We start from the raw sequence: 23610 nt of genomic DNA on the forward strand, positions 1-23610 counted from the left end.
GCCCCTCCAACGGGAAGCATCAACCGGAGGCCGGCGGACCACAGTCCGCCGGCCTCCGGCGCTTAACACGGTTCACAGGCGAAAGATGCAGTCGGCGGGCAACCATAAGTCACGGCTGAGAGCGGGGTATGTGCAGCGCAGTCAAAGCATCAGCAAGCCGCTGCCGCAACACGTCGGCTTCGGCTGCAAAGGCCCGTTGGTGCTCCACATAAGCCGCTTTTCCGTCCGGAGTTTCAATCCGGATGGGCGGGTAGCCCCACGCCTCGAGATCGTAGGGCGAGGCCTGCATATCCATGGCGCGCACCCGCCATGACAACTCGAAGCAATCCATCACCAGGTCGCTTGAAAGCGCGGGGGTCAGCTTGTACGCCCATTTGTACAGGTCCATGTTCGCATGCAGGCAGCCCGGCTGCTCCAGGTGCCGCTGGTTTTCGCGGGTGGGCTTGAGCTCATTGAGCGGGACCGCATCCGGAGTGTAGAAGCGGAACGCGTCAAAGTGTGAGCAGCGGATGCGGTTCTCTTCCACTACACGGTCTGTTCCCGTTCCGCCCAGCCGGAGCTTCAGGTACTCGTGGCGCAGTTCAAACTTGTCCTGCCGGTACACCATGGCCCACTCGTGCAGGCCGAAGCAGCTGAAGTTGGCGGGACGGGCCGCCGTGCCGCGCAGAATGATGTCTGCAAAACGGACTGCCTCGTGCCGGTCGGTGAGGAACGAATCCCTGTCGACCGTGACCGCCACCGCGCCAGGTAGGAGTCCGGCGTCCGCGAGCTGGTCGGCGTCGAGCATTCTGTAGTGCTTCCAGCCGGCACGCTGAGCCGCGGCAGCGCCGGTGAGAACCACGCCGACGCCGGGGTGCCAGCGCAGCAGCTGCCCTGGCTTCTGCGTGTAATAGGTGAAAAGAAAGTCCTCTACCGGGTGCTTGCGGCCGGCCGAGCGGCGGGCAAGATAGGGATCAGCATAGCGGCGGACGCGCGCCTGATGGGCCGCTTCCTGTGCCTGCCACTCCTCGGCCGCGAGCGTCCTAAACTGATCCACCATCGGCGCCCAGCAGGTCCTTCGCAGCGTCCCAGGCGCTGATTTCGCAACCGTCGGTCCGCGAGAAGGTGGCCGCAACGGGAATGCCGTCCACTGTGCCTGTCACCGTGGCTGTTTGCGGCCCGCCGTATTGTTCAGTACAGATCCGGTTGGGATCCGGCTTCCGGTGGACAATCCGGGGGTTGGCCGCCAGGGCAGCGCAGGCGGCCTGGGCATTGGGATGTGAGCTTTCCGCGGCAGCTTCTCCTGCGTCGCAGACCAGCGTGTAGTGGAGGGTAGCTGCGCCCTCGCCCGGTTCAACGGTGATGGAGAGTTCCGCGTTGCCCGGACCGGACTGGACGTCGGTAGGTGCAGCGGGTGCCGGTGCCGGAACGGTTGAATCGGCGTCGGGCGGCGTAGTGGAAGCTGGGGATTCGGAAGGCATGTCAGTGGCTGATTCCGTGGAAGTAGTGGCTGTGGGCTGGTTGCTGCCGGAGCACGCGGACAGAAACCCAACAAGAACCGCGACGACGACGGTCATCACCGGGCGGAAAATCGTGCGCATGGTCCATCCTCCTGAGTCGTGGTAATTCTACCGCCCGAAACTCCTGGCATATCAGCGGGAGGTGGCTGCAATGAGCGCCATCATGGAGGAATGGAGCTCAGTTACCTGATCGCGGGTGAGCCCTAGCCGTTCCATCATGGTTCCCGGGACCGCGAGGGCTTTGTCGCGAAGTGCGGCGCCACTGGGGGTGAGTTCCACAGCAAGTGCGCGTTCGTTGCCGTCCACTCGCCGCCGGGTGATAAATCCCGCGGACTCAAGCCGGCGCAGGAGCGGGGAGATGGTGGCCGAGTCCTGGGCGAGTGCTTCGCTGATATTCCGCACAGTCCGGGGACTTTCTTCCCAGAGGCACAGCATCACCAGGTACTGGGGGTGGGTCAGGCACAGTTCTTCCAGGACGGGCTTATAGGCCCCAACCACGCTGCGGGAAGCAACCGTCAGAGCGAAACACAGTTGGTGCTCCAGCAGGAGGTCATCCTGTGCGGGTGCGGTGAATGCCATGGCGCTCATCCTTAGGTTGTCTCTGGAGATTTCGATGCACTAATCATTAGTGCATTAACTATTAGGATACGCTGTAGGTGCTGGATTGAATCGGATGAGGAGTTCACACACGTGGAAAAGGAAAACGGCGCGCAGCGGTTCATGCGGTTGACGGGTAAGCTCCGGATGTTCTTCGGTCCCGCTACCCGTACGGACCTGCACCATGCAATGACTGAAGAAAACCGCAAGGTCCTCGACGCCCAGCAGCGGGCGGCCGCAGCCCAGTTTGAAACCGTCCGCCGGGCCGACGGGACTACTTACCTTGTGCCGCGCGACCCGGAAGACCGGTCCCTGCGCTAGCAGGCGTTAGCGGCCGGTACCGCCGTAGACCGTGGCTTCCTGCTCGCTGTCAAGGCCGAACGCCTTGTGGATGGCGCGCACTGCGTCGTCCAGCAGATCGGCATGCGTTACAACAGAAATCCGGATCTCAGAGGTTGAAATCATGTTGATGTTGATGCCAGCAGCGGAGAGCGCCTTGAAGAAAGTCGCGGAGACGCCCGGGTGCGAGCGCATTCCAGCGCCGATCAGGGACAGCTTGCCGATCTTTTCGTTGTATTCGATGCTCTCGAAGCCGATTTCCGGCTGGGCTGCCCGCAGCGCAGCGAGTGCGTCCGCGCCCTCGATGATGGGCAGCGTGAAGGAGATGTCAGTGCGGCCGGTTCCGTGGGTGGACACGTTCTGCACGATCATGTCGATGTTAGAGTGGGCGTCAGCAATGACCTGGAAGATTGCCGCTGCCTTGCCGGGGATGTCCGGCACGCCCACTACAGTGACCTTCGCTTCGGAACGGTCGTGTGCAACGCCGGAGATGATTGGCTGCTCCAAGGCAACTCCCTCTTGAATGGTGATCTTGTCGTCGGCGCCGGGCAGGACCCAGGTGCCTTCGTTCTGGCTGAAGGATGAACGGACGTGCAGCGGCACTCCGAAGCGGCGGGCGTATTCCACGCAGCGCAGGTGCAGGATTTTGGCCCCTGATGCCGCCAGTTCCAGCATTTCCTCACTGGAAATTGTGTCGATCTTCTTGGCCGAGGCCACCACACGCGGATCGGCGGTATAGATGCCGTCGACGTCGGTGTAGATCTCGCAGACGTCCGCTTCGAGTGCTGCGGCGAGCGCCACCGCTGTTGTGTCCGAGCCGCCGCGGCCCAGCGTGGTGATTTCGTTTGTGCTGCGGCTCATGCCTTGGAAACCGGCCACAATGGCGATGTGGCCCTTGTCCAGTGACGTACGGATCCGGTGTGGATCGACGTCGATAATCCTGGCCTTGCCGTGAATGCCATCGGTGATCATGCCGGCCTGGGAACCGGTGAAGGACTGCGCGGTAGCGCCGTACTTGTTGATGGCCATGGCGAGCAGTGCCATGGAGATGCGTTCACCGGCGGAGAGCAGCATGTCCATTTCGCGGGCGGGTGCGGAGTCCGTGACCTGCGCGGCGAGGTCCAGGAGTTCGTCGGTGGTGTCGCCCATAGCGGAGACCACCACCACTACCTCGTTGCCCGCGTTCCGGGCGTCCACGACGCGGCGGGCCACACGCTTGATGCCTTCGGCGTCGGAAACCGAAGAGCCGCCGAACTTCTGGACCAGAAGCTGCTTGGTGGCGCCGGACCTGGCGGGCAGGGGCTCGGAGTGCACTTCGGTAGTGGGCGTGCTCATGCGCGTACCTTCAATGGATCTATCGGATTTCTGGACAGTCTGAAGCCGGAAGGCCTCACGGCCGAGCAGCGTACTGATGCAGCCAGTTTATCGCCGCCCTTCCCCGGGCGTTGAATTGTGACTGAAAACTGCATCATTGGCCCGTGTGTGAGGGCGGATTCCGTGCTCCCGCGGGTGCCCAGCAGGAGCACGCGCTGACGCTGTGCTCCTACGTGAAGGGCCAGGGCGTGCTGTACCGGGATCCCTCTGCGGCGTAGGCTGACGCATAGCCAGTATGCATGACGGATCTTGGGGGAAACAGGTGCAGAACAGATGAACGCAGAGTCGGGAACAACGGGGGTGCCCACTCCGGGGCCGGCTCCGGAACAGTCTGGAATACGGGCGACGGCGGTGCGTCGCTCCTTCGGCGCGGTGCTGGCCGTCGACCGTATGGACCTCGCAGCCCCTGCCGGGCAGGTCACCGCCCTGATCGGGCCAAATGGCGCCGGGAAAACCACCCTGTTGCTGATGCTGGCGTCGTTGCTGGCCCCGGACTCCGGGACTATTACGGTGGACGGCCTGGATCCGCAGCACCACCGCGCCGCCGTCAGGCAGAAGATTGGCTGGATGCCGGACACCCTGGGTGTATGGGAGTCGTTGACAGCCCGTGAGATCTTGACGCAGATGGCCCGTTTCTACCGGCTTCCGGCCGCGCAGATTCCCGACCGGGTCAACGCGATGCTGGCCACGGTGCGGCTCGCCGATCTGGCAGACCAGCCCGCCCGTGTGCTGTCCCGCGGCCAGCAGCAGCGGCTCAGCCTGGGGCGCGCCCTCATCCATGACCCCAGCGTGCTGCTGCTGGATGAGCCTGCCTCCGGACTTGATCCGGGCTCACGAGTGGAACTGCGGGCGATGCTTCGGGGCCTGGCGTCCGATGGGAAGGCGGTGGTGGTTTCCTCCCACGTCCTCAGCGAGCTGGACGAGATCGCCGACGGCGCAGTCTTCGTCAACCGGGGACGGACGGTGAGCCAACAAACTACTGCCGATGCTGCGGCGGGCGGCCGCAGGTACGCGGTATCGGCGCTTAACGGTCCCGGACTGGTGGCCAAGCTGAACGCACTGGGCCTGGTATTCCGGCAGGAGAACAACCGTCGTGCCACCATCAGCCTGATGCTGCTCAACGATGACGACGCCGCGCGCCTCCTTAGGGAACTGGTGCTGGCCGACGTCGGGGTCATCTCCTTCGCGCCCGCCACGGGTGCTTTGGAAGAGACCTACCTGAAACTGGAGGCACGGACGTCATGAGTACTGCAACGGAATTGTCCACCTCTGGTTCGGCCGGCAGTTATCTTGGCGCCGTCCGGGACGTGGTGGTCCTGGAACTCAAGCAGCGGCTGAGGTCCCGGGGCTGGTACATCATGCTGGGCATCTGGTTTGCCCTGACAGGCATTGTGACGGCCCTGACCTGGGCCGGCTGGGAATCCTCCAGCCAGGCGCGCTTCGCTTACGACATGCCGGACACCAGCCTTGCTGCAAGTGGGGGACCGGGCTCCATGATTTTTGAAGTGGTGCTCGCCTTTGTGTTGCTTTTCGCATTGCTGGTGGCTCCGGCGTTGTCCGCCAATGCGGTGAATGGCGACCGTGCAGGCGGGACGCTAGCCATCCTTCAGGTGACGCTGCTGACGCCGGGGCAGATCCTGTGGGGGAAGTTTTGCGCCGCCTGGATCGCTGCGCTCGCCTTTTTGGTGGTCAGCGCTCCGTTTCTCATCATTGGCGTTTCCCTGGGCGGCATGACCCCCGGCCATGTCCTGGTGGCGTTGCTGATGCTGGCCATGGAACTCGCGGTCGTCTGTGGCCTGGGTGTGGGGATCTCGGCTATCGCCGGGCGGCCGCTGTTCTCGATTGTGGTGACGTACCTGACGGTGGCCGGGTTGGTCTTCGGGACGCTGATTGCCTTCGGCCTGGGCACCGGACTGGCCCATGGGACTGTCATGGCCAACCAGGCGCAGTACGAAGAGTATGTACCGAACCCGTCGCAGAACGCCCCGGCCTACAAGTGCGTCGGACCAATACGGGAGATGCCCGCGGTGCGCACCGAACGGGTGGCGTGGATGCTGGCCATGAACCCGTTCGTGGTGGTGGCGGACGCCATCCCGTACCCCGACCGCACGGGCAATACCTTTGGATACGGTGGGGGGACCATGGAGTCCATCAGCCAGGGTGCCCGATTTGTGCTGGCGGGCCCCGAAAGCACGCACCAATGCGCCAATGGGCAGCCTCAGCCCGGCTACCTGGAGCAGACCACACCCTTGTGGCCGCTGGGCCTGGGCCTGCAGGTGGCGTTGACCGGACTGATGCTATGGCTCGGCTGGCGCTCGCTGCGTACTCCTGCCAGGAAGCTGGCGCGGGGTACTAGGATCGCTTGATCCTCCCCAACCGGGTAGCAGGGGATGTTTCTTAGCAGCCGTCTAGGCGGCACCCGCTGCTACTTGGTTGGGCGGTCCAGGCGCATCCGGATCGATGCGAAATTCTTGCCGTGGCGGTCAGCCGACGCAGGCACGAACAGGTCCTGCTTAAATCCAAGTTTTTCCAGCAGCCGGCGCGAGGCCAGGTTGGGCTCGTAGATGGCCGCAAGGATGCTAGTGATATTCCGTTCTGCGAAGAGCCAGTGGACCATGGCGCCGGCAGCTTCACGGCCCAGGCCCTTGCCGTGCTGTTCAGGGTCCAGTACGTAGCCCATTGCGGCGTGGTCCTTGGGGACAGTTCCCGGCTGGATCCTCCCGTCCGGGGACATTTCGTTGGAGTTCCAGGCCCTTGCGTCCCCAATCAGTTGCCCGGTCCGGTTGTCCACCAGCACCCAGGGGGCCATGAACCATTCTGCGGTAGATACCCTTGCCAGCTCGATCGAATGGCGGATCCGTTCCGCGGTTTCCTTTTCGGTCAGCACTCCGTGGGACAGGAACCGGGTGACATCCGCCTGGCTCCGGTACCGGTGAACGGCTGCGGTATCTTCCTCGGCCAACAGCCGAAGCGTGAGCCGGGAGGTTTCGATCGAGGCCGGCAGAACCGGCCGGAATTGATCAGGTGAGGGCATTCCGTCGGCCCTCGAAGGCCCGGCCCAGGGTCACCTCATCGGCGTACTCGAGGTCGCCGCCCACCGGCAAGCCAGAAGCGAGGCGGGTGACGGCAATGCCGATGGTCTTCAGCATCCGCGCCAGGTAGGTTGCCGTCGCCTCACCCTCCAGATTGGGATCAGTGGCGATAATGACTTCCTGGATGGCGCCGTCGTTCAGCCTGGTGAGCAGCTCCCGGATCCGCAGCTGTTCGGGGCCGACTCCCGCAATCGGGTTAATGGCGCCGCCCAGCACGTGGTACCTGCCGCGGAAGGACCTGGTCCGTTCGACGGCCAATACGTCCTTGGACTCTTCCACGACGCAGATCACCGCTGGATCACGCCGGGGGTCGCGGCAGATATTGCACATCTCCTGCTCGGTGACGTTCCCGCAGACTGTGCAGAACTTGACTCGTTCCTTCACAGTGGTGATCGCATCGACCAGCCTCTTCATGTCCTGCGGATCGGCTTCGAGGATATGAAAGGCCAGCCGCTGGGCGGACTTGGGCCCAACTCCTGGCAGGCGTCCGAGCTCATCGATCAGCTCTTGGACAGCACCTTCGTACACTTTTTCCTCATTAGCTCGAGATGGATCTGGTGAGCGGATCCATACGGACCGCTTCCCTCTGACGCCCTAGAAACGGGGCGGCAAGGGACTTCCGTCCAGGGAACGTTCATCGATCAGCTTTCCGCCCAGAATACGCTCGACGGCGGCACGGCCGAACACCCCCGACTCCTCGATGGTTTCATCTTCCGGGTCCGGGATGTCCTGGACGTATGGCTTGGTTGCTGCCGCGGTGGCCTGGGCCACCCGGGCGCGGCCGGCCTGGGCCTCCGGACTGTTGGACAGCCGTTGGTACAGGCTTTGGCGCCCGGAGGGTGCGGGTGCAGGCACCGGTTCGGTGGTGCGGACCGGAGCCGGGCCGGCTGCGGCGGGGGCGGCAGCAGCCATGGCGTAGGCCGGTTCGCGGACAGGTGGCCCGGTGGGTTCCGGTTCCTGTGAACCCCAGCCGGAATCCTCAGGCCTCGCAGCCGGTGGGGACGACGACGGCGCTGGCAGGCCGGTTGCTTGGGGTACCGGCGACGCTGCAGCAGCCTGCTGCGCAGAAGGCCCGGGAGGCTCCTGCCCTGTGGCGATGTTGCTGGCCGAACCAACCTGCCAGACGCCGGGAGCCTGTTCGACAGCCCGCGACCAGGGATCGTCAACGTGGGATTCGGTGGTGCCGACGCTGCGGGTCTTGGATTCTGGTGGGATGGAATCCCGCGACGGGGATGCCTGACCAGCAGCAGTGCTGTGGGCTGGATTGGACGGCATCCAGTCCATAGGCGGCTCCTCGTCCAGTGGCGGAGCATCTTCGTCGAGGGGAGGACCCCAGTCGTCGTCCGAGTAGCTCGCGGTGACGGCCTCGGGACCCGAAACGGCAGGCGAGGGCTGGGCAGCGGTTGCTGAAGAAGCTGGAGTGGCTGCGACGGCCCGATCTGCGGGAAATGTGACGGGTGTTGCCGGGGCCGCAGGTCCAACGGGAGACGGTGCTGCCGCGCGCGGAACGGGGGCCGCCGGAATGACGGACTTGATGGTGGGAGCCGAGCCGGAAGGGACCAGACCCCAGGCTTCATCAACGGACGTCGGCTGGACGTCCGGAGTAGGTGGCGCTTTTGGGTTTGGCTCAGAGCTCGCAGGCCCGGATCCACCGGCAACAGCCGTGATCTGGCAATCAATCCCCACAGTCTTGTGAATGGCCTGCCGCAGGTTGTCTGAATGCTCCGCCCGCCCAAACGCGCCGGCCAGGCCGCTGGTGGTGAAGGCCAGGGTCAGCAGCTGGCCGTCGAAGGACGCCACCTGGGCATTCGGCTCGACCAGGGCCCAGGTGCTCCGCTTGATTTTGGACAGCGTCTGGAGGACGTCGGGCCAGGCACGACGCAGTACTTCAACCTCGCCGTGCCCTCCGGCGGCGGCAGAAGGCTGGGCAGCGGGCGGGGAAGAAGGCTGAGGCTGGGCTGGCCGGGTCTCGACAGGTGCCGCGGCCGGCGCTGGAACAGAAGGGACTGACGGGGCGGCCGGCGCTGCAGCACTGGACGCCGCCGGAGGCGCCGGCTGGGAAGCAGCCGGAACCTGTTGTGCGGGTGCAACTGGTGGTGCAGACGCTTCGACGGGTGAGTCCTCGCGGGGCACGTCGCTGGTGCTGACCCGGGGCGGAGCGATCTGTTCGCCATCTGAGCCGACGGAAACTACTGGTCCGGCAGGCCCGGCAGCCGGCGCCCGGGTGACCGGAGCAGAAGCAGCAGGTGAGGGAGCGGCGGGAGCAGAAGCAGCAGGTGCAGGTGAGGGAGCGGCGGGAGCAGAAGCAGCAGGTGCAGGTGCGGGAGCGGCGGGAGCAGAAGCAGCAGGTGCAGGTGCGGGAGCGGCGGGCGCAGAAGCAGCAGGTGCGGGAGCGGCCGGGGACGCACCCGCAGGTGCCGTGGCTTCCGAGGCTGCAGCGCCGACGTCGGGCCGTCCTTCTAGGGGCGCGGCAGGCGGGACAGGGGAGGCGACGTCGTTCCCGGCGTAGTTCAGGCGGCGCTCCACGCGATCGATCCGGGCTGCGATGCCCCGTTCCGTCTGTTCCGCACTGGGCAGCAGGATGCGGGCACACAGCAGCTCGAGGTGCAGGCGGGGGGAAGTGGCGCCGGTCATTTCCGTCAGCGCGGTGTTGGTGACGTCCGCGGCGCGCGAGAGCTCGGAAGCGCCGAGGTTGTGGGCCTGGTGGTGGAGCCTGGCGATCTGGTCCGCAGGCGTACCGCGCAGGATGGCACTGGCGCTCTCCGGCATGGCCCGGACGATGATGAGGTCGCGGAAGCGCTCCAAGAGGTCCTCGACGAAGCGCCGCGGATCGTGGCCGGTCTGGATGACGCGGTCCACGGCCTTGAATACGGTGGCTGAATCCGAGGCGGCGATGGCCTCCACAACGTCATCCAGCAAGGTGGCATGGGTGTAGCCGAGCAGCGCCACTGCGAGCTCATAATCCAGGCCGTCTGCCCCCGCTCCTGCCATGAGCTGGTCCAGCACGGAAAGGGTGTCCCGGACGGAGCCGCCGCCGGCCCTGATCACGAGGGAAAGCACACCCGGCGCCACCGGAACGTTTTCCTGACGGCACAGCAACTCCAGGTACGCCAGGAGCGGCTCCGGAGGAACCAGCCGGAAGGGATAGTGGTGCGTGCGTGAGCGGATGGTGCCAATGACCTTGTCCGGCTCCGTCGTGGCGAAGATGAACTTGATGTGTTCCGGCGGTTCTTCAACGATCTTGAGCAGGGCATTGAAACCCGCAGAGGTGACCATGTGGGCTTCATCGATGATAAAGATCTTGTAGCGGTCCCGGACGGGGGCGAAGGTGGCACGTTCGCGAAGATCGCGGGCGTCATCGACGCCACCGTGGCTGGCGGCGTCGATCTCGATGACATCAAGGGACCCGGAGCCACCGCGGGCAAGCTCAATGCAGCTGGGGCAGGTACCGCACGGGGTATCCGTGGGGCCCTTGGCGCAGTTCAGGCAACGGGCCAGGATGCGGGCAGAGGTGGTCTTGCCGCAGCCGCGCGGTCCGGAAAACAGGTAGGCGTGGTTCACCCTGTTCTTCCGCAGGGCCGTCATGAGTGGCTCCGTGACATGCTCTTGCCCGATAACGTCTGCAAAGGAATCCGGACGGTATCTACGGTAAAGAGCAGTTGTTGCGGTCACAGGGAAAACCCTACCAATCCGGTGCGACAGTTTGCTGGGCTGTGGGGGAATAGTAAAGACCCCCCATGCACCCGCCAGAGCCCATTTACCCTTGCTACCTTCCGGTCCTGGGGGAGTTCAACAGGATGACGCCACATGAGGGGCCGTCAGCAAGTTTACCCGAAGTTTGCCGCCGTCCCGAATCGACCGGACGGGCGTGATTACCGCCATCCGTCCACTCGCCAGGTCATGAATGCCGGTTCCTCATACGGATGGGCCGCGCGCAAGGCAAACACCACGTCGCGGAGCATGTCCTCCTCAACCACGCACTCGATCCGTTCCTCCGCGACTTCGGTGGCACCACCCACCTCGCCAAGGAACGGGATGGCACCGTCCAACGGAGTAAAGCGTCCGGTGCCCGGCTGCACAAAGGAGCAGTGTGAATAGTTCCCGATCCTGCCCGCCCCTGCGTCACCAATCGCCGCGAGGACGTGGCTGGTATGGGTGGCGGGAACATAAACAACCAGCGCGTGGAGCGGAGCCATGGCTCCATCCTGCCCGGGAACAGGACAAAGGCAAGAGATCTTTTTCATTGCTTATCCGGGAGGCAAGGCAGATCATGGATATGTACACCGATTGGGGCAATCTCAAGGTTGTGAGCCATGGGGCCTGGTGGGATGGCCGGACCCGGTGGCTCAACGGAGTATCGCCAGAATGGGCGCATTGGGGGCGCCCATTTTGCCGTTAAACCGATGAAGATCAGCTATGGCATGCCAATTGGGCGTTGCCGCGAAGTTCAGGTAGTCTAGTATCTGCTTTTGATTCAGAAGCAACTGGAGAATTCGCCTAGCGGCCTATGGCGCACGCCTGGAACGCGTGTTGGGTTAACGCCCTCGGGGGTTCAAATCCCCCATTCTCCGCCGGAAAAACCCGGTCCTGACTACGGTCAGGACCGGGTTTTTTGTTTCGCTGCTGTTCTGCGTGCGGGTGGTTGCGCCGGGTGCAACCGACTCGGGTAGGGGGTTCCCAAGGTCAGCCTATTGTGGTCCCATAAGAAGGTACGTCGCCCATATCTGAGGTCCCGCGTACTATTGGGGAGCAATCTTGGCATCACACCGGGAGTCCGGGTTCGGCAAAAAGCTGGCTGGCGCCTGCGGTATTGGGCTGCGCGTCGTGGCCTTATGCTCCCTGGCGGTGGCAGTAACCGTCGGATTTTCGGTTGAGCCACCTCCCTCCAACACGGTAGCCGCCGGTTCTGCGTCCGGCGTTGTAGGTCCGGCGTTCCTGCCCGTAGCAAACCCGGACTCCCATGAAGCGCGGATCGACGCCGGGGCTGAAGCGGGTGCAGGTGGTCCTGCTGCCATCGCTGCCGCGCCCAAAGCGCTGGTGCCATTCACGAGGACCTCCGTTGAAACCGTGTCCAAGGACGGTAAGTCCACGCTCGACCTTGCCCGCGCAGGCATGAAACGTCCACCTGCGGGATACCTGATGTCGCCACTGGAATCGCTGTCTGCCAGTTCGCCTTACGGGTACCGCATCAGTCCCATTTCCGGGGCGGCCGGCGATTTCCATCTGGGCCAGGACTTCGCTGCACCCTGCGGGACACGCGTGTATTCGGCAGACGCAGGTGTGGTCCGCGCCGCCGGTTGGCATCCCTGGGGTGGCGGGAACCGCGTGGAAGTTGATCATGGCAACGGCCTGATCACCACCTACAACCACCTTGAAGCCATCGGTGTGAAGACCGGCCAATCGGTGGAGGTGGGCCAGGTGATAGCGCGGGTGGGAACTACTGGCTGGTCTACCGGCTGCCACCTGCACTTCGAAACCATCCTGGACGGCCGGCACGTTGATCCCAGCCGCTGGAAATTGATTCCCATCCAGCAGTTGGACCAGCTGGAGAGCATCGGCATGGTTGATTACGGAGCTGATCGGACCACCGGAAACTCGGTGAATTGGGCACTCCCCGCCGGCGATCATGGCCACCACGCCGTATCGGGCGGCGAGCACGAGCTGCCTACGGTCCCGACCACGGATCCGGGCAGGTCGGCGGCGACGCCCTTACCAACGCCTGCTGACCCCGGCACTCCAACACCAACCCCGACTGACCCTGGCACTGCAGTTCCAGCGCCTACACCTGCACCTGCGCCGGACCCCGTTCCAGCGCCTACACCTACACCTGCACCTGCGCCTACGCCGGGCCCTGTTCCAGCGCCTACACCTGCGCCTGCGCCTACGCCGGGCCCTGTTCCAGCGCCTACACCTGCGCCTGCGCCTACGCCGGGCCCTGTTCCAGCGCCTACACCTGCGCCTGCGCCTACGCCGGGCCCTGTTCCAGCGCCTACACCTGCGCCTGCGCCTACGCCGGGCCCTGTTCCAGTTCCCACACCTGCGCCTGCGCCTACGCCGGGCCCTGTTCCAGTTCCCACGCCGCCGCCTGCGCCTACGCCGGGCCCCGTTCCAGTTCCCACGCCGCCGCCTGCGCCTACGCCGGACCCCGTTCCAGTTCCCACGCCGCCGGAGCCCGCTCCAACGCCTACACCCATTCCGATTCCCACAGTCCCAAAAACTCCAACGCCTACACCCACCTCCGCCTCAACGATCCCTGTCCCGGAACCGGAGCCGTCTGCGCCCCTAGAGCCAGCGACCCCTGCCGAAGTGCCCATTGCCGTCCTGCCGGAAAACATTCTGAGCACCCTTCCGTAGGCCTGATCCTGGGTCCCGTGCCGCAGTTTGCCCGTCAGGGAGGGGGATAACCCCGATCCGCTGTAGAAAAATGCGCATTTGAACTCCGTGGGTGCCCCACATCGGCTCCAAAATCTGCTTGGATGGTATCTACAGGGACGCAACCGGGAAGCGCCGCTTCCCGCCAACCTTAGAGGCAGCAATGCAGCTCATCGAGGCAGAACATCCTAGGCCACGGCACTTCCTGGTCCATGTCAGCGATCCGCACCTTGTAGGAGGACCCGAGCGCCTGCATGGCTCCATCGACAGCGAAGCGAACCTGCGGCAATTGTTCGAGGAGCTTATAGCTTCCGGAGCCAGGCCTGAAGCCGTGATTTTTACTGGCGACCTCGCGGATAAGGGAATGCCGGATGCCTACGCCAAGCTGCGCGCCATCGTGGAGCCGGCGTGCCGGGAGATGCAGGCCAAGGTCATCTGGGCCATGGGCAACCATGACAACCGAGCCAACTTCCGTAGCGGTCTCCTGGACCAGGCCGCCAGCGACGCGCCCGTGGACCAAAGCTACTTCATTAACGGCCTGCGGATCATCACACTCGACACGTCCGTCCCCGGCTTCCACCACGGGGACGTCAGCGAGGCGCAGCTGCAGTGGCTCAGGGCCGAGTTGGAGACGCCGGCGCCCGACGGTACGGTGCTGGCACTGCATCACCCGCCCATCCCGTCTGTGCTGGACCTGGCAGTACTGGTGGAACTCCGGGGCCAGGCAGCGCTGGCGGAGGTTCTCCGCGACTCTGACGTGCGCACCATTCTTGCCGGCCATCTGCACTATTCGACGAGCGGAACTTTCGTCGGCATTCCCGTTTCCGTTGCATCAGCCAGCTGCTACACCCAGGACCTCAATGTTTTCACTGGCGGGACCCGGGGCCGGAACGGAGCCCAGGCGTTCAACCTGGTCCACGTCTACGAGCACACGGTTGTGCATTCGGTGGTGCCGTTGGGTGCCACCGAAACAGTGGGCGAGCACGTCACTCCTGAGGAAACCAGCAAACGGCTTTCTGCAGCAGGGATCCGCGTTCCGGCGAAGGTAGCGGAGGCTGTCCGGGCACGCATCCTGGCTCGCACAACACGCTGACCCGCAACCCCCGACTTTGGCGTGCGTTACCACGGCAACCTGTGACGGCTAGAGTTCCCAAGGTGCCTTAATGGGGAAGTACTGTTCCAGGAAGTCGTTGACCAGCTTGGCCCGCTCCTCTGCCGGGACCTCAGGAAAGCTGCCGTCATTGAGGCAGAAGAAGTCCATATTCCGTTTGCGCAGGAGCTTGGGCAGGTAGTTCAGGCCGGACCGCATGGTGGTGTCCACATAGCGCACCTTGGCGGCCGTCTGCGTGACCGCCTGCCCCGTCAGCAGTGCGTAGTAGTGGTAGAAGGAGTTCGTCACGGAGATGTTGTCCGCAGCACGGAACCGGCTGGCTGCCGTCTTGCGGAACTCCTCAGGGAATTCTTCTTCCATTCTGGCCGTCACGCTTCGGCGCAAGGGCGCCGCGGAGTGTTCCAGGTGCCGGGTGGTGATCCGGCCAAACCGGTTCCACAGCAGCTTCCGGTTGACGCGGGCGGCATTTTCAAAGCCACTGCGTTCGACGGCGTTGTCCCCCAGCCCGATCCGCGTTTCGGCTTCAATGAACTTGGTGACGCCGCCGGGTGTGAAGAACATGTCTGGGCCAACAGGACGGCCGAAGAACATATCGTCATTGGAGTACAGGCAGTGCTCTGACAATCCCTCGATGTGGTGCAGCTGGGATTCGACGGCCTGGGAATTGTGCGTGGGCAGCACAGAAGGATCGCTGAAGAATTCCTCACTGCGCACGATCGTCACGGCCGGGTGGTCCGCAAGCCATTCGGGAGCCGGGGAGTCGGTGGCGATGAAGATCCGCCGCACCCAGGGCGCAAACATGTAAACGGACCTCAGCGCATACTTCAGTTCGTTGATCTGCCGGAACCGCGCCTCATGATCGTCGCCTTCACCCAGCACCACGTCCTTCATTTGCGATCGGCGGGCCGCGATGTACTCGGGGGAACTACCATCCACCCAGGAAAACACCATGTCGATGTCAAAGCTGATGTCGCTGGCGTGATCGGCGAACATGTTCTCGATGGTGGGCCAGGTGTGGCCGTAGCGCTCCACCGTTCCGCGTACCGCGTCCTGGGACCGCATGGTGCGCCGGGTCAGGGAGTTTTCGATCGGCAGTGTCACTTCATCGCCCTCGAAACTCCACAGCTCCAGCTGAACACCGGCAGAGGAACCGAACTCGAACCCGCCAACGGGTTCCACCCGGGGCCGGTAGAGCCGGAAGATGCGGGCCTGGCGGTTGAGGGACAACTCGCCATCGGCTACCAGCACTGACGTCTTCTTCTTGGCATCCACCGTCATGGAATACACGGGCTCGTCACGGCATGCTTTCACCAAGGCAGCCCGGAGGGCCTTGCGGTCCTTCCAGTCAAGGGCAATGACGGGACGGTCGTTGTTTCCGCGGACCAGCAGGTAGTCCAGACCGGCGCCGGCGAGCACACCACGGATGAATAGCAGGTCCTCTACCATGGCCTGGTAGGGCGTCCGGTTGACGTTGATGAGCGCGTACCGGCCTTTGTGCCGGACAATATCCGGCCGGTTCAGCAGCCGTTCAACGGCTGCCGGCGACGTTATCTCGGGATGGCTGCGGGGATCGACTGCCGCCTGCCCGCCGTAGTAGACGTCGTCCTGGATGGTTAGCTCTGTGATGGTTTTCTCCGTGCGGTTAAACGTAAAGGGGTTCTATCAGCATGATAAGCCGTGACGCAAAACCGGGCCCCATGTCCGGACAAAACCGTACAACGACAGCGTAATCTTCCCGGCTAAATACCCAGGGAATCACGCCAGCTGCGCAGGAAGGCCGCTCCGGCGTCGTCGTGGATTACTTCGGGTCCCAGCTGCAGATTTGCGGCAGTGAGCACCGGATACGGCTTGACCGGGACGCCGTCTGCAGGCCTGACGTCCACGTGCTTCACCTCGTGGTCCTGGTGGTGAAGCCAGTCGGCCATGGCATAGTCGGTCCGGGAATCGCCCACCGTCCGCCAGCTTAGAGGGGTGATTCCCTGCGCTGCCAGGAGTTCGACGGCGCGGCTTGCGCCCAGGTCCTTGCCCAGCCGGACTGACTCAATATCCGTGGAAATGATGGTGGGGTCCACCCGGTAATCCACCTGGTCATCAGAATCGGGCTCGTGGTGGTCGAGGCGGACCACGCCCAGGCCGTGACGGATCATCAGATCCATAGCATCGGCGTCGAACAGTTTCTGCTCCGCAAGGTAATCAGCGCTGTTGATCCCGATGTGCTGCTCCACGGAGACCATGGCTTTTTTGGTCTCGTCGAAGAACATGTGCGTGGTGTAATCCTCAGCCACCAGGCGCCGGACGTCATCAGCGTAAGGGCGCGGGACGGCAAGCCCGCGGTCCACATGAATCGGACCCGCACCGGAGGAATCGTAGCTGAACCAGACCGCGCCCTTCTCGCAGATGGCGTGGATCAGGGTGCCGGACGGCATCCCGGCAGCGATCATCGGCTCCATCACCTGCTCACGGATAAAAGCATCCGAGCGGCCCGTGTTGAAAATAACGGGGATCCCCGCCGTGGCCAGTGCCAGGAGGTCGGCGATGATCGCTGGCTGGACATCGCGGGTGACGGGACTGGCAATGGGGCCATCGACGTCGAGGAGCAGTGCCAGCGGAGGCTCGGCGGGGCTGCGGCCGGAAGTCGGTGCGGAGGAGGTGGCAGATGCAGTCATGGTCCCATTCTGTCAGCTTGGCCATGGTCACTGTTTGGCTACAACCTCGTGGCGGCGCGGGCCAGACATTCCCAAGCAGTCGTGGTAATGCCTAGTCTTGCAGAGTGATATTCAAAGCTGTGGGCGAGGGACGCCCTTACCCCGACCATGGTTACAACTCGCCCAAAGAGTGGTCCTCCCTCCCGCCGCGGCCTGTCCGTCTGGACGAACTGATCACCACCCGCCGCACCCTGGACCTGGAGGCACTGCTGGCCGAGGATTCGACGTTTTTTGGCGATCTTTTTCCTCACGTGGTGCAGTACCAGGGCAACCTTTACCTGGAAGACGGCCTGCACCGGGCGGTCCGTAGCGCTTTGCATCAGCGCACCGCCATCCACGCACGCGTACTGGTCATAGATGGCTAAGAAACCCAGGGACATGAGCGTCTACCACGGGCACCGCGTGGTAACCGGTCCGGACCTCCGGGCCACCTTTGTCGAGCCGGAAGATCCGGCAGAAATACCCGGTCACAGGGGTCGCCGCATTGTCCACGGCGTGGTGCTTGTGCTCCTGGTGGCACTGATCATCAGCGCCGGGCTGGTGGCAGTGGGAATTATCAATGGCATGATCAAGCTTCCGGCGTCGATTAACGAGCCGCGGACCTCGGCGAGCCTCTGCCCTGAGACCACCTTCGACTATGTTCCTCCGGAGTCGGTCAGTGTCAACGTCTTCAACGCCACCGACCGATCCGGGCTGGCGCGGGTTGCGGCAGATGCCCTGGTGGCGCGCCAGTTCCTCGTAAAGGAAGTAACCAATTCCGATGCCACATATCGCGGTGTGGCTGCCGTAATATCCGGTGCCGCCGGCCAATCCGCAGCCTTCACCGTCCAGCGCCATCTCCCGGGTTCGGATTACTTCCAGGACGGCCGGCCTGACGCCAGCGTAGACGTCGTCCTCTCCACCAACTACAGCGATCTGGCCGCCGTCGAACTCGTGGACCAGACACCCGGGAAGCTGAGCTGCCCCCGCGAAACGCGCAGAGTTGCCGATCCCGCACCGTGGCCGGTCATCCAGCAGCTGCCTCCGGGGCAGGGGTAGCTGCTGTAGCTGCGTGAGGCCCGGTTGAGCGGCTCCCAACCGCTGCCTTGATCCGGACAGGACGTCCGGCGTCGTCAAATCTGGCGCCGGCCCCGCGCTGGATGAAACGGACTGTCCGCTCGATCCGCTGCTCCACGTCGGCTGGTTCATCAGTGCCACGGGCGGCACTCGAAGACAATGTGCCGTGGACCAGTTGGGCCTGCTCCCGTACGTCCGCCTCGGGCAGGTAGCCCTCCTCCATGCCGGCGCGCAGGATGTCCTGCAGAAGGACGCTCAGTTCACCCACGTGGTCAGCCAGTTTGGCGAATGACGACGGCGACAGTACAGCCGCCATAGCAGGTCCGGGCGGCAGATGGCGCCGGGAAAGGTCTTCCACTTGGGCGCGGACGTACAGCGCCAGCCGGTCCACGGGGTTGGGCAGTTCCGCGAGCGCTTCGCGGAGTTCCACAAGGAAACGCTCGGTCTCATCGAGTGCATAGGAGATCAGCAGCTCTTCGATATCCGCGTAGTAGTTGTAGACGGCGGTCCGGCCAACGCCCGCGTGCCGGGCCACATCAGTCATGGTGAGGCCGGGCAGCCCGTGACTGAAAAGAAGTTCGCCAAAAGCAGTCAGGATCCGGCGCTGGGTGTCGGCGCGTTGCGCTGCGTTACTGGCGGCCGAGATCCTGGGCATGCAGACACTTTATCGCGATGTGTCAGCAAACGGACGAACGGTGGGAACGGGTGTCAGCAAACGGGCCGGCCGCCTGTGTGCCTGCCTGGACGCTCCTCTGTGCCTGCCTAAACGCTGCAACCGTCCGGACCGCAGGCTTCAGCGCCGGCTGCGGTGCTATCCGCGCCCGCCGGGGCACCCATCATGACCAGTGGATGGCTTTCCTGCCATGCCTGGTTCAGAGCAGCTGCAAAGCTCTCAGGAGGCTGGGCGCCGGAGAGGCCGTATTTGCGGTCGATGACGAAGAACGGGACGCCGCTGATGCCCAGGGCCCTTGCCTCGCTGATGTCCGCCCGTACCTCGGCGGTGAATCTGTCCGTACTGAACAGCTCTTCCGCCTCGGCTGCATCAATGCCCAGCTCGACGGCCACTTCCGTGAGGTAGTCGTGGTTGCCGATGTCCTTGCCGTGTTCGAAGTGGTCACTTAGCAGGCGCTCCTTGGCTTCACCCTGCTTGCCGTGGACAGCAGCAAGATGGATCAGCCGGTGGGCGGTAAAGCTGTTGGCCACCACTACACGGTCAAATGCGAAGTTCAATCCTTCTTCGCGCGCCTGCGCGGCCACATGGTCAAACATTCCCATGACCTGGTCTGCCGGCAGTCCCTTGCGGCTGCTCAGGTACTCCAGCTCGCCGCCGTCGTAATGGTCCGGAAGTGAAGGGTCCAACTGATAGCTGCGCCAGACCACCTCGACATCGGTGCGGTGCGGAAACTCCGCCAACGCTGCCTCAAACCGCCTTTTGCCGATAAAACACCACGGGCACGCCACATCTGACCAGATCTCAACCTTCATAAGAGAGCCAACCACCAAACTGTCCAAGGCATTCCCGGTATTTCGTGCTGCCCTTGCCGGACGCTGGAGGGGAACATACGCTTTGGGTAGGTCATGGAGCAGCCTCCGGACACCGTCGTCCGATCCTCCGCCATTGATTCGGGAGGCAGCGATGCGGATAGGACTCATAGCAGGTCCCTGGTTTCCGATCCCGCCGCCCACGTACGGCGGTACAGAACGTGTAGTAGACGGGCTGGCGCGGGGCTTTGAAGGCGCCGGCCACGAGGTGGTGCTCGCGGCACCGTCGGACAGTACCTGCCCGGTTCCCCTTGCCCCGGGAATGCGCGAATCGGACCCTGACGCGCTGGGAACGCCTGTCTCGGAGCTCAGCCAGGTAATTCGGGCATACCACGCGCTTGGTGGAGTGGACATTATCCATGACCACACGGTGACCGGGCCGTTGTATGCGGGACGGCCAGCTGGGATCCCCGTGGTAACTACCATCCACGGCCTGCTTGATCCGGCGGCGATAGACGTTTACCGGACAATGTCAGCCAACACCTCGATCATCGGAATCTCACGGGACCAGGTGTCCCGGGCAAATCTGCCGGTGGCGCGGGTGATTCACCATGGAATCGACGTCACATCGGTGCAGCCCGGATCGGGACAGGGCGGCTATGCGTGTTTTGTGGGACGGATGTGCCCGGACAAGGGCGTGCTTGAAGCCATCCTTATTGCACGTGAAGCCCGGATACCGCTGCGGATCGCCGCGAAGGTACGTGAGCAGGCCGAAGTCCGGTACTTCCAGGAAGTCATTGAACCGCTGCTGGGAAGCAACGAAGAGTTCCTTGGCGAAGTGAACGAGGCCGACAAGCAGCGCCTGATGGGGGAGGCTGTGGCGCTGTTGAACCCCATCCAGTGGCACGAACCTTTTGGCCTGGTCATGATCGAGGCCCTCGCTACGGGGACGCCGGTAGTGGGAACCCCTATTGGATCGGCGGCGGAAATTGTTGACCCTGGCCGGACCGGTTTCCTTGCTCCCACGGAGAAGCTGGCGGAACTTCTTACCCGGGCTGCGGAGCTGGACAGAGCTTTGTGCAGGTCGCGCGCCCTGCAGTTTTTCAGCACTGAACGCATGGCGGGAGACCACCTGGAGCTTTTCGGCGCGATCCTCGATCCCGGGAAGGCGATGGGGCTTCCGGACCGTCCGGGCTTGCACCACAATCGTAGAGACAGGGCAGTCAGCAAGGCATCGAACCGTACCGGGTATCCCGGCGAGGACCCGGAGGAAGGAGTCCTCCCATGAACGCATGGAATGCTGACACGGAGGCCGCTGCCACTGAATCCGGTGCCATGACGGTGGTGGAGGGATCATCCTTCTGCATCTCCGGCGGTACCGGGGATATCAGTGCCGACGCCGGAACCAACGGGGCGTTTTATCAGGACACGCGCATCATTTCGCGTTGGGTCCTGAGGATCAACGACTCCCTGCGTGAGCCGCTGGTGGCTCAACGGCCCGAGTCGTTCCGTGCCATTTTTGCAGGCCGCGCACGGTGGCCGGACGGCCGCTTCGACAGCCCACTGGTGGTCCGGCAGGAGCGCCATGTAGGCCCTGGCCTGCAGGACGACATTACGCTTGAGAACCATTCCTCCGAGGCCGTGGACTGTGACATTGAGTTGCTGGTGGATGCGGACCAGGCGGACCTCTTCGAGGTCAAAGGGGGCCGGGTGGCGAGCCCGGCCAGTATAAACCGCGTGGTCCGGGACGGGGAGATCGTGCTGGAAGCTGTGCGCAACGGCCAGCGACGCGGCTCGGCCATCCGGGCCCGGGGAGCCTTTGCGAGTGAAGGATGCCTCCGGTTCCGCGCCACTATCCCGCCGCGCGGGCAGTGGTCCACCACCATCATTGTGGTGCCACTGATCAATGGCGAACCTCCCGCCGAACCATTCAGCGAGGCCAGCAAGCCTCAGCACCTGACCGGAGTGCGCCGGCACCGTGACTGGGCGGACGCCGTTCCCCGGATTACTGTGACGAACACCAACGTCCAGAACGTGCTGGACCGCAGCCAGCGCGACCTGGGTTCTTTGCGGATATTCGACCCCCGACACCGGGACCGTGCCGCCGTCGCCGCGGGTGCCCCATGGTTCATGGCACTGTTCGGCCGGGATTCTCTGATTTCTTCCTATATGGCGCTGATGGTGGACCCCGGCCTCGCCACCGGAACCTTGCAAACACTGGCCGGCCTGCAGGGGAAGGTGATGGATCCGGATTCCGAAGAGGAACCCGGGCGCATTCCGCACGAGGTCCGGCTGGGCGTCACCGCCGGATTGTCGTTGGGCGGGACCGCCTACTACGGAACAGCCGACGCCACGCCACTGTTCGTCAGCCTGCTGGGCGAGCTGAGCCGCTGGGGCCTCTCCGACGACATCATCGACTCCCTGCTGCCACATGCCGACCGTGCCATGGAATGGATCGAAAAGTACGGAGATCGTGACGGCGACGGGTTTGTGGAGTACCTGCGCCCGAATCCGCACGGATTGATCAACCAGGGCTGGAAGGACTCGTGGGACGGAATCAACTTCGCCGACGGCCGGATTGCTGAGCCGCCCATCGCACTGTGCGAGGTCCAGGCGTACGTCTACTCCGCGTACGTTGGCCGGTCACGACTGGCCCGCTGCGCCGGTGACCAGGAGACGGAGCGGCACTGGGCAGCGAAGGCGGCTGCGTTGAAAACCGCGTTCAATGAGCGTTTCTGGTTGCCGGACAGGGGCTACTTCGCCGTCGCGCTGGACAAGGATAAAACACCTGTTGACGCCTGCACCTCCAATATGGGCCACTGCCTCTGGCTGGGGATCGTCGACGCCGACAAGGCTCCGGCGGTTGCCGCGCGGCTGATGGAGCCGGATATGTTCACCGGCTGGGGTTTCCGCACCCTGGCATCCAGCATGGGTGCCTACAACCCCGTCAGCTACCACAACGGCTCCGTTTGGCCGCACGACACCGCCCTGGTGGCTACTGGATTGATGCGTTATGGATTTGTAGAGGAAGCCAGCAGGGTTGCCAGCGCAATCTTCTCAGCGGCCTCGCACTTTGACGGCCGGCTGCCGGAACTCTTCTGCGGATTCGACCACAAGGATTTCCCCGGGCCGGTGCCATATCCGACGGCGTGTTCCCCGCAGGCGTGGGCGGCCGCTGCTCCCGTCCAGCTCGCCAGGATCCTGCTGCGGTTTGACCCCGACTTCACCCGCGGCGTGGTGCATCTGGCCCCGATCCTGCCCGAGTCCATGGGGAACTTCCGGGCGGAGAACGTCAATCTGGACCATTCCCGCGTGGTGGTGGAGGCCCATAACCACGAGGGGTTGCTGACCGGGCTGCCCGGCCGCCTGGAAATGATCAAGGAGCCGAGGCCCCCGCTGGACCAGGACCTGGCAGCCGGGGAGCCGGTGCAGGGCAGCTAGGTGGGCGAGGGCAGGGCCCGTTCCATGACGAAGTCGTTCTCCACAACGCTGCCCAGCACGAAGGTTTTGGTGCCCACTTTGCGGAATCCGGATTTCTCGTAGAAGCGCACGGCCCTGGCATTCTGGCTGTTGACGCCCAGCCACATCCCTGCGGATCCGGCGGTGTGCGCTGCCTGGATGCTGGCCCACATGAGCTCTGCCGATGCCCCCAGCCCGTGGTGGTCAGGGTGGACGTAGCACTTACTCAGCTCCATCGACGGGTGCAGGGTCAGAGAATTTGTGACGTCCGGGTCCGAAGACGGCCTGTTCACCAAAAGGCTGTAACCAAGCAGTGGGCCACCGACGTCGATGACGAGGATAGTGATCTCCGGATCTGCCAGATAGGCCTGGAAATGCCGTTCGCTCAACGTGCTGGCGAGGTGCGCGGCGATGTCCTCAGGCGATGACGACGGCGGGCACGCCAGCGGGAACGTGACTGCCGCCAATTCCGCCAGCGCGCCGGCGTCGTCTGCTGTTGCCCTTCGGATCATATGCGCCATTCG

The 23610-nt window shown here is 64.0% G+C and carries 22 protein-coding genes, 1 tRNA gene and 1 other RNA gene; 10 read left to right on the forward strand and 14 right to left on the reverse strand.

The window, feature by feature from the left end; translation table 11 throughout:
• Positions 1 to 109: 109 nt before the first annotated feature.
• Genes ACWA13_RS03300 through ACWA13_RS03310 form a run of 3 tightly spaced genes read right to left on the reverse strand, consistent with a single transcriptional unit; the run spans position 110 to position 2078 of the window.
• The gene (locus tag ACWA13_RS03300) at positions 110 to 1039 is read right to left on the reverse strand and encodes a 3-methyladenine DNA glycosylase (RefSeq protein WP_463936757.1); all 930 of its coding nucleotides are present in this window, start codon (positions 1037 to 1039) and stop codon (positions 110 to 112) included.
• Positions 1023 to 1580, reverse strand: a complete 558-nt coding sequence (locus ACWA13_RS03305; protein WP_463936758.1) for an SSI family serine proteinase inhibitor — start codon at positions 1578 to 1580, stop codon at positions 1023 to 1025. Before ACWA13_RS03305 ends, ACWA13_RS03300 begins: the two co-directional genes overlap by 17 nt.
• Positions 1581 to 1631: 51 nt before the next feature.
• Positions 1632 to 2078 carry a MarR family winged helix-turn-helix transcriptional regulator gene (locus ACWA13_RS03310; protein ID WP_463936759.1) on the reverse strand — a complete coding sequence of 149 codons (447 nt, stop codon included), beginning with the start codon at positions 2076 to 2078 and terminating at the stop codon, positions 1632 to 1634.
• Between the two features lie 141 nt (positions 2079 to 2219).
• Between ACWA13_RS03310 and ACWA13_RS03315 the strand changes: the two genes are divergently transcribed.
• Positions 2220 to 2417, forward strand: a complete 198-nt coding sequence (locus tag ACWA13_RS03315; protein ID WP_463938008.1) for a hypothetical protein — start codon at positions 2220 to 2222, stop codon at positions 2415 to 2417.
• 6 nt (positions 2418 to 2423) lie between these two features.
• Here ACWA13_RS03315 and ACWA13_RS03320 read toward each other — a convergent pair whose 3' ends face one another.
• A complete protein-coding gene (locus ACWA13_RS03320; protein WP_463936760.1) occupies positions 2424 to 3770 on the reverse strand; it encodes an aspartate kinase in 1347 nt (448 codons plus the stop codon).
• Positions 3771 to 4082: 312 nt separating this feature from the next.
• Between ACWA13_RS03320 and ACWA13_RS03325 the strand changes: the two genes are divergently transcribed.
• Together ACWA13_RS03325 and ACWA13_RS03330 are read left to right on the forward strand one after the other, a co-directional pair.
• Positions 4083 to 5054 (forward strand): ABC transporter ATP-binding protein, encoded by a 972-nt coding sequence (locus ACWA13_RS03325; RefSeq protein WP_463936761.1) that lies wholly within the window; start codon positions 4083 to 4085, stop codon positions 5052 to 5054.
• Positions 5051 to 6175 (forward strand): ABC transporter permease, encoded by a 1125-nt coding sequence (locus ACWA13_RS03330; protein WP_463936762.1) that lies wholly within the window; start codon positions 5051 to 5053, stop codon positions 6173 to 6175. Before ACWA13_RS03325 ends, ACWA13_RS03330 begins: the two co-directional genes overlap by 4 nt.
• A 59-nt stretch (positions 6176 to 6234) precedes the next feature.
• Here the strand turns inward: ACWA13_RS03330 and ACWA13_RS03335 are convergent, their stop codons facing one another.
• From ACWA13_RS03335 to ACWA13_RS03355, 5 genes are all read right to left on the reverse strand, one after another.
• Positions 6235 to 6843, reverse strand: a complete 609-nt coding sequence (locus ACWA13_RS03335) for a GNAT family N-acetyltransferase (RefSeq protein ID WP_463936763.1) — start codon at positions 6841 to 6843, stop codon at positions 6235 to 6237.
• The gene (gene recR / locus ACWA13_RS03340) at positions 6830 to 7429 is read right to left on the reverse strand and encodes a recombination mediator RecR (RefSeq protein ID WP_463936764.1); all 600 of its coding nucleotides are present in this window, start codon (positions 7427 to 7429) and stop codon (positions 6830 to 6832) included. The genes ACWA13_RS03335 and recR overlap by 14 nt, the downstream gene beginning before the upstream one ends.
• Positions 7430 to 7495: 66 nt before the next feature.
• A complete protein-coding gene (locus ACWA13_RS03345; protein WP_463936765.1) occupies positions 7496 to 10573 on the reverse strand; it encodes a DNA polymerase III subunit gamma and tau in 3078 nt (1025 codons plus the stop codon).
• Between the two features lie 51 nt (positions 10574 to 10624).
• An RNA gene (ffs, locus tag ACWA13_RS03350) (signal recognition particle sRNA small type) lies at positions 10625 to 10721 on the reverse strand.
• A gap of 52 nt (positions 10722 to 10773) precedes the next feature.
• Positions 10774 to 11097: a hypothetical protein gene (locus ACWA13_RS03355; protein ID WP_463936766.1), complete on the reverse strand. Its 324-nt coding sequence runs from the start codon at positions 11095 to 11097 to the stop codon at positions 10774 to 10776.
• A 290-nt stretch (positions 11098 to 11387) separates the two neighbouring features.
• On the opposite strand from ACWA13_RS03355, the gene ACWA13_RS03360 reads away from it, so the two are divergent.
• From ACWA13_RS03360 to ACWA13_RS03370, 3 genes are all read left to right on the forward strand, one after another.
• Positions 11388 to 11472: transfer RNA gene (locus ACWA13_RS03360), tRNA-Ser, on the forward strand.
• Between the two features lie 184 nt (positions 11473 to 11656).
• Positions 11657 to 13255, forward strand: a complete 1599-nt coding sequence (locus tag ACWA13_RS03365; protein ID WP_463936767.1) for a M23 family metallopeptidase — start codon at positions 11657 to 11659, stop codon at positions 13253 to 13255.
• 181 nt (positions 13256 to 13436) lie between these two features.
• Positions 13437 to 14366, forward strand: coding sequence for a phosphodiesterase (locus ACWA13_RS03370; protein ID WP_463936768.1), 930 nt, complete (start codon positions 13437 to 13439; stop codon positions 14364 to 14366).
• A gap of 48 nt (positions 14367 to 14414) precedes the next feature.
• Here the strand turns inward: ACWA13_RS03370 and ACWA13_RS03375 are convergent, their stop codons facing one another.
• Both ACWA13_RS03375 and ACWA13_RS03380 read right to left on the reverse strand, forming a co-directional pair.
• Positions 14415 to 15830 (reverse strand): stealth family protein, encoded by a 1416-nt coding sequence (locus tag ACWA13_RS03375; protein ID WP_463936769.1) that lies wholly within the window; start codon positions 15828 to 15830, stop codon positions 14415 to 14417.
• A 293-nt stretch (positions 15831 to 16123) separates the two neighbouring features.
• The gene (locus ACWA13_RS03380; protein ID WP_463936770.1) at positions 16124 to 17050 is read right to left on the reverse strand and encodes a Cof-type HAD-IIB family hydrolase; all 927 of its coding nucleotides are present in this window, start codon (positions 17048 to 17050) and stop codon (positions 16124 to 16126) included.
• Between the two features lie 104 nt (positions 17051 to 17154).
• Here ACWA13_RS03380 and ACWA13_RS03385 point away from each other — a divergent pair, with 104 nt between their 5' ends.
• A complete protein-coding gene (locus ACWA13_RS03385) occupies positions 17155 to 17454 on the forward strand; it encodes a type II toxin-antitoxin system VapB family antitoxin (RefSeq protein ID WP_463936771.1) in 300 nt (99 codons plus the stop codon).
• Positions 17455 to 17467: 13 nt separating this feature from the next.
• Entirely contained in the window at positions 17468 to 18127 is a 660-nt protein-coding gene (locus tag ACWA13_RS03390; RefSeq protein WP_463936772.1) for a LytR C-terminal domain-containing protein, read from the forward strand.
• Here the strand turns inward: ACWA13_RS03390 and ACWA13_RS03395 are convergent.
• Both ACWA13_RS03395 and ACWA13_RS03400 read right to left on the reverse strand, forming a co-directional pair.
• Positions 18096 to 18800: a TetR/AcrR family transcriptional regulator gene (locus tag ACWA13_RS03395; protein ID WP_463936773.1), complete on the reverse strand. Its 705-nt coding sequence runs from the start codon at positions 18798 to 18800 to the stop codon at positions 18096 to 18098. The genes ACWA13_RS03390 and ACWA13_RS03395 overlap by 32 nt on opposite strands.
• A gap of 107 nt (positions 18801 to 18907) precedes the next feature.
• Positions 18908 to 19630 (reverse strand): DsbA family oxidoreductase, encoded by a 723-nt coding sequence (locus ACWA13_RS03400; protein ID WP_463936774.1) that lies wholly within the window; start codon positions 19628 to 19630, stop codon positions 18908 to 18910.
• Positions 19631 to 19781: 151 nt separating this feature from the next.
• Between ACWA13_RS03400 and ACWA13_RS03405 the strand changes: the two genes are divergently transcribed.
• Together ACWA13_RS03405 and ACWA13_RS03410 are read left to right on the forward strand one after the other, a co-directional pair.
• Positions 19782 to 20915, forward strand: coding sequence for a glycosyltransferase family 4 protein (locus ACWA13_RS03405; protein WP_463936775.1), 1134 nt, complete (start codon positions 19782 to 19784; stop codon positions 20913 to 20915).
• The gene (locus ACWA13_RS03410) at positions 20912 to 23068 is read left to right on the forward strand and encodes an amylo-alpha-1,6-glucosidase (protein ID WP_463936776.1); all 2157 of its coding nucleotides are present in this window, start codon (positions 20912 to 20914) and stop codon (positions 23066 to 23068) included. Before ACWA13_RS03405 ends, ACWA13_RS03410 begins: the two co-directional genes overlap by 4 nt.
• Here ACWA13_RS03410 and ACWA13_RS03415 read toward each other — a convergent pair.
• The gene (locus ACWA13_RS03415; RefSeq protein ID WP_463936777.1) at positions 23065 to 23607 is read right to left on the reverse strand and encodes an N-acetyltransferase family protein; all 543 of its coding nucleotides are present in this window, start codon (positions 23605 to 23607) and stop codon (positions 23065 to 23067) included. The genes ACWA13_RS03410 and ACWA13_RS03415 overlap by 4 nt on opposite strands.
• Between the last annotated feature and the right edge of the window lie 3 nt (positions 23608 to 23610).

This window comes from Pseudarthrobacter sp. TRD_SC_9 (genome assembly GCF_055361265.1).

What these genes read in the sequence shown, in the direction of transcription:
- ACWA13_RS03300 (WP_463936757.1), bottom strand. Translation starts at nt 1,039, where the DNA reads ATGGTGGATCAGTTTAGGACGCTCGCGGCCGAGGAGTGGCAGGCACAG.
- ACWA13_RS03305 (WP_463936758.1), bottom strand. Translation starts at nt 1,580, where the DNA reads ATGCGCACGATTTTCCGCCCGGTGATGACCGTCGTCGTCGCGGTTCTT.
- ACWA13_RS03310 (WP_463936759.1), bottom strand. Translation starts at nt 2,078, where the DNA reads ATGGCATTCACCGCACCCGCACAGGATGACCTCCTGCTGGAGCACCAA.
- ACWA13_RS03315 (WP_463938008.1), top strand. Translation starts at nt 2,220, where the DNA reads ATGCGGTTGACGGGTAAGCTCCGGATGTTCTTCGGTCCCGCTACCCGT.
- ACWA13_RS03320 (WP_463936760.1), bottom strand. Translation starts at nt 3,770, where the DNA reads ATGAGCACGCCCACTACCGAAGTGCACTCCGAGCCCCTGCCCGCCAGG.
- ACWA13_RS03325 (WP_463936761.1), top strand. Translation starts at nt 4,083, where the DNA reads ATGAACGCAGAGTCGGGAACAACGGGGGTGCCCACTCCGGGGCCGGCT.
- ACWA13_RS03330 (WP_463936762.1), top strand. Translation starts at nt 5,051, where the DNA reads ATGAGTACTGCAACGGAATTGTCCACCTCTGGTTCGGCCGGCAGTTAT.
- ACWA13_RS03335 (WP_463936763.1), bottom strand. Translation starts at nt 6,843, where the DNA reads ATGCCCTCACCTGATCAATTCCGGCCGGTTCTGCCGGCCTCGATCGAA.
- ACWA13_RS03355 (WP_463936766.1), bottom strand. Translation starts at nt 11,097, where the DNA reads ATGGCTCCGCTCCACGCGCTGGTTGTTTATGTTCCCGCCACCCATACC.
- ACWA13_RS03370 (WP_463936768.1), top strand. Translation starts at nt 13,437, where the DNA reads ATGCAGCTCATCGAGGCAGAACATCCTAGGCCACGGCACTTCCTGGTC.
- ACWA13_RS03375 (WP_463936769.1), bottom strand. Translation starts at nt 15,830, where the DNA reads ATGGTAGAGGACCTGCTATTCATCCGTGGTGTGCTCGCCGGCGCCGGT.
- ACWA13_RS03380 (WP_463936770.1), bottom strand. Translation starts at nt 17,050, where the DNA reads ATGACTGCATCTGCCACCTCCTCCGCACCGACTTCCGGCCGCAGCCCC.
- ACWA13_RS03390 (WP_463936772.1), top strand. Translation starts at nt 17,468, where the DNA reads ATGAGCGTCTACCACGGGCACCGCGTGGTAACCGGTCCGGACCTCCGG.
- ACWA13_RS03395 (WP_463936773.1), bottom strand. Translation starts at nt 18,800, where the DNA reads ATGCCCAGGATCTCGGCCGCCAGTAACGCAGCGCAACGCGCCGACACC.
- ACWA13_RS03400 (WP_463936774.1), bottom strand. Translation starts at nt 19,630, where the DNA reads ATGAAGGTTGAGATCTGGTCAGATGTGGCGTGCCCGTGGTGTTTTATC.
- ACWA13_RS03405 (WP_463936775.1), top strand. Translation starts at nt 19,782, where the DNA reads ATGCGGATAGGACTCATAGCAGGTCCCTGGTTTCCGATCCCGCCGCCC.
- ACWA13_RS03410 (WP_463936776.1), top strand. Translation starts at nt 20,912, where the DNA reads ATGAACGCATGGAATGCTGACACGGAGGCCGCTGCCACTGAATCCGGT.
- ACWA13_RS03415 (WP_463936777.1), bottom strand. Translation starts at nt 23,607, where the DNA reads ATGGCGCATATGATCCGAAGGGCAACAGCAGACGACGCCGGCGCGCTG.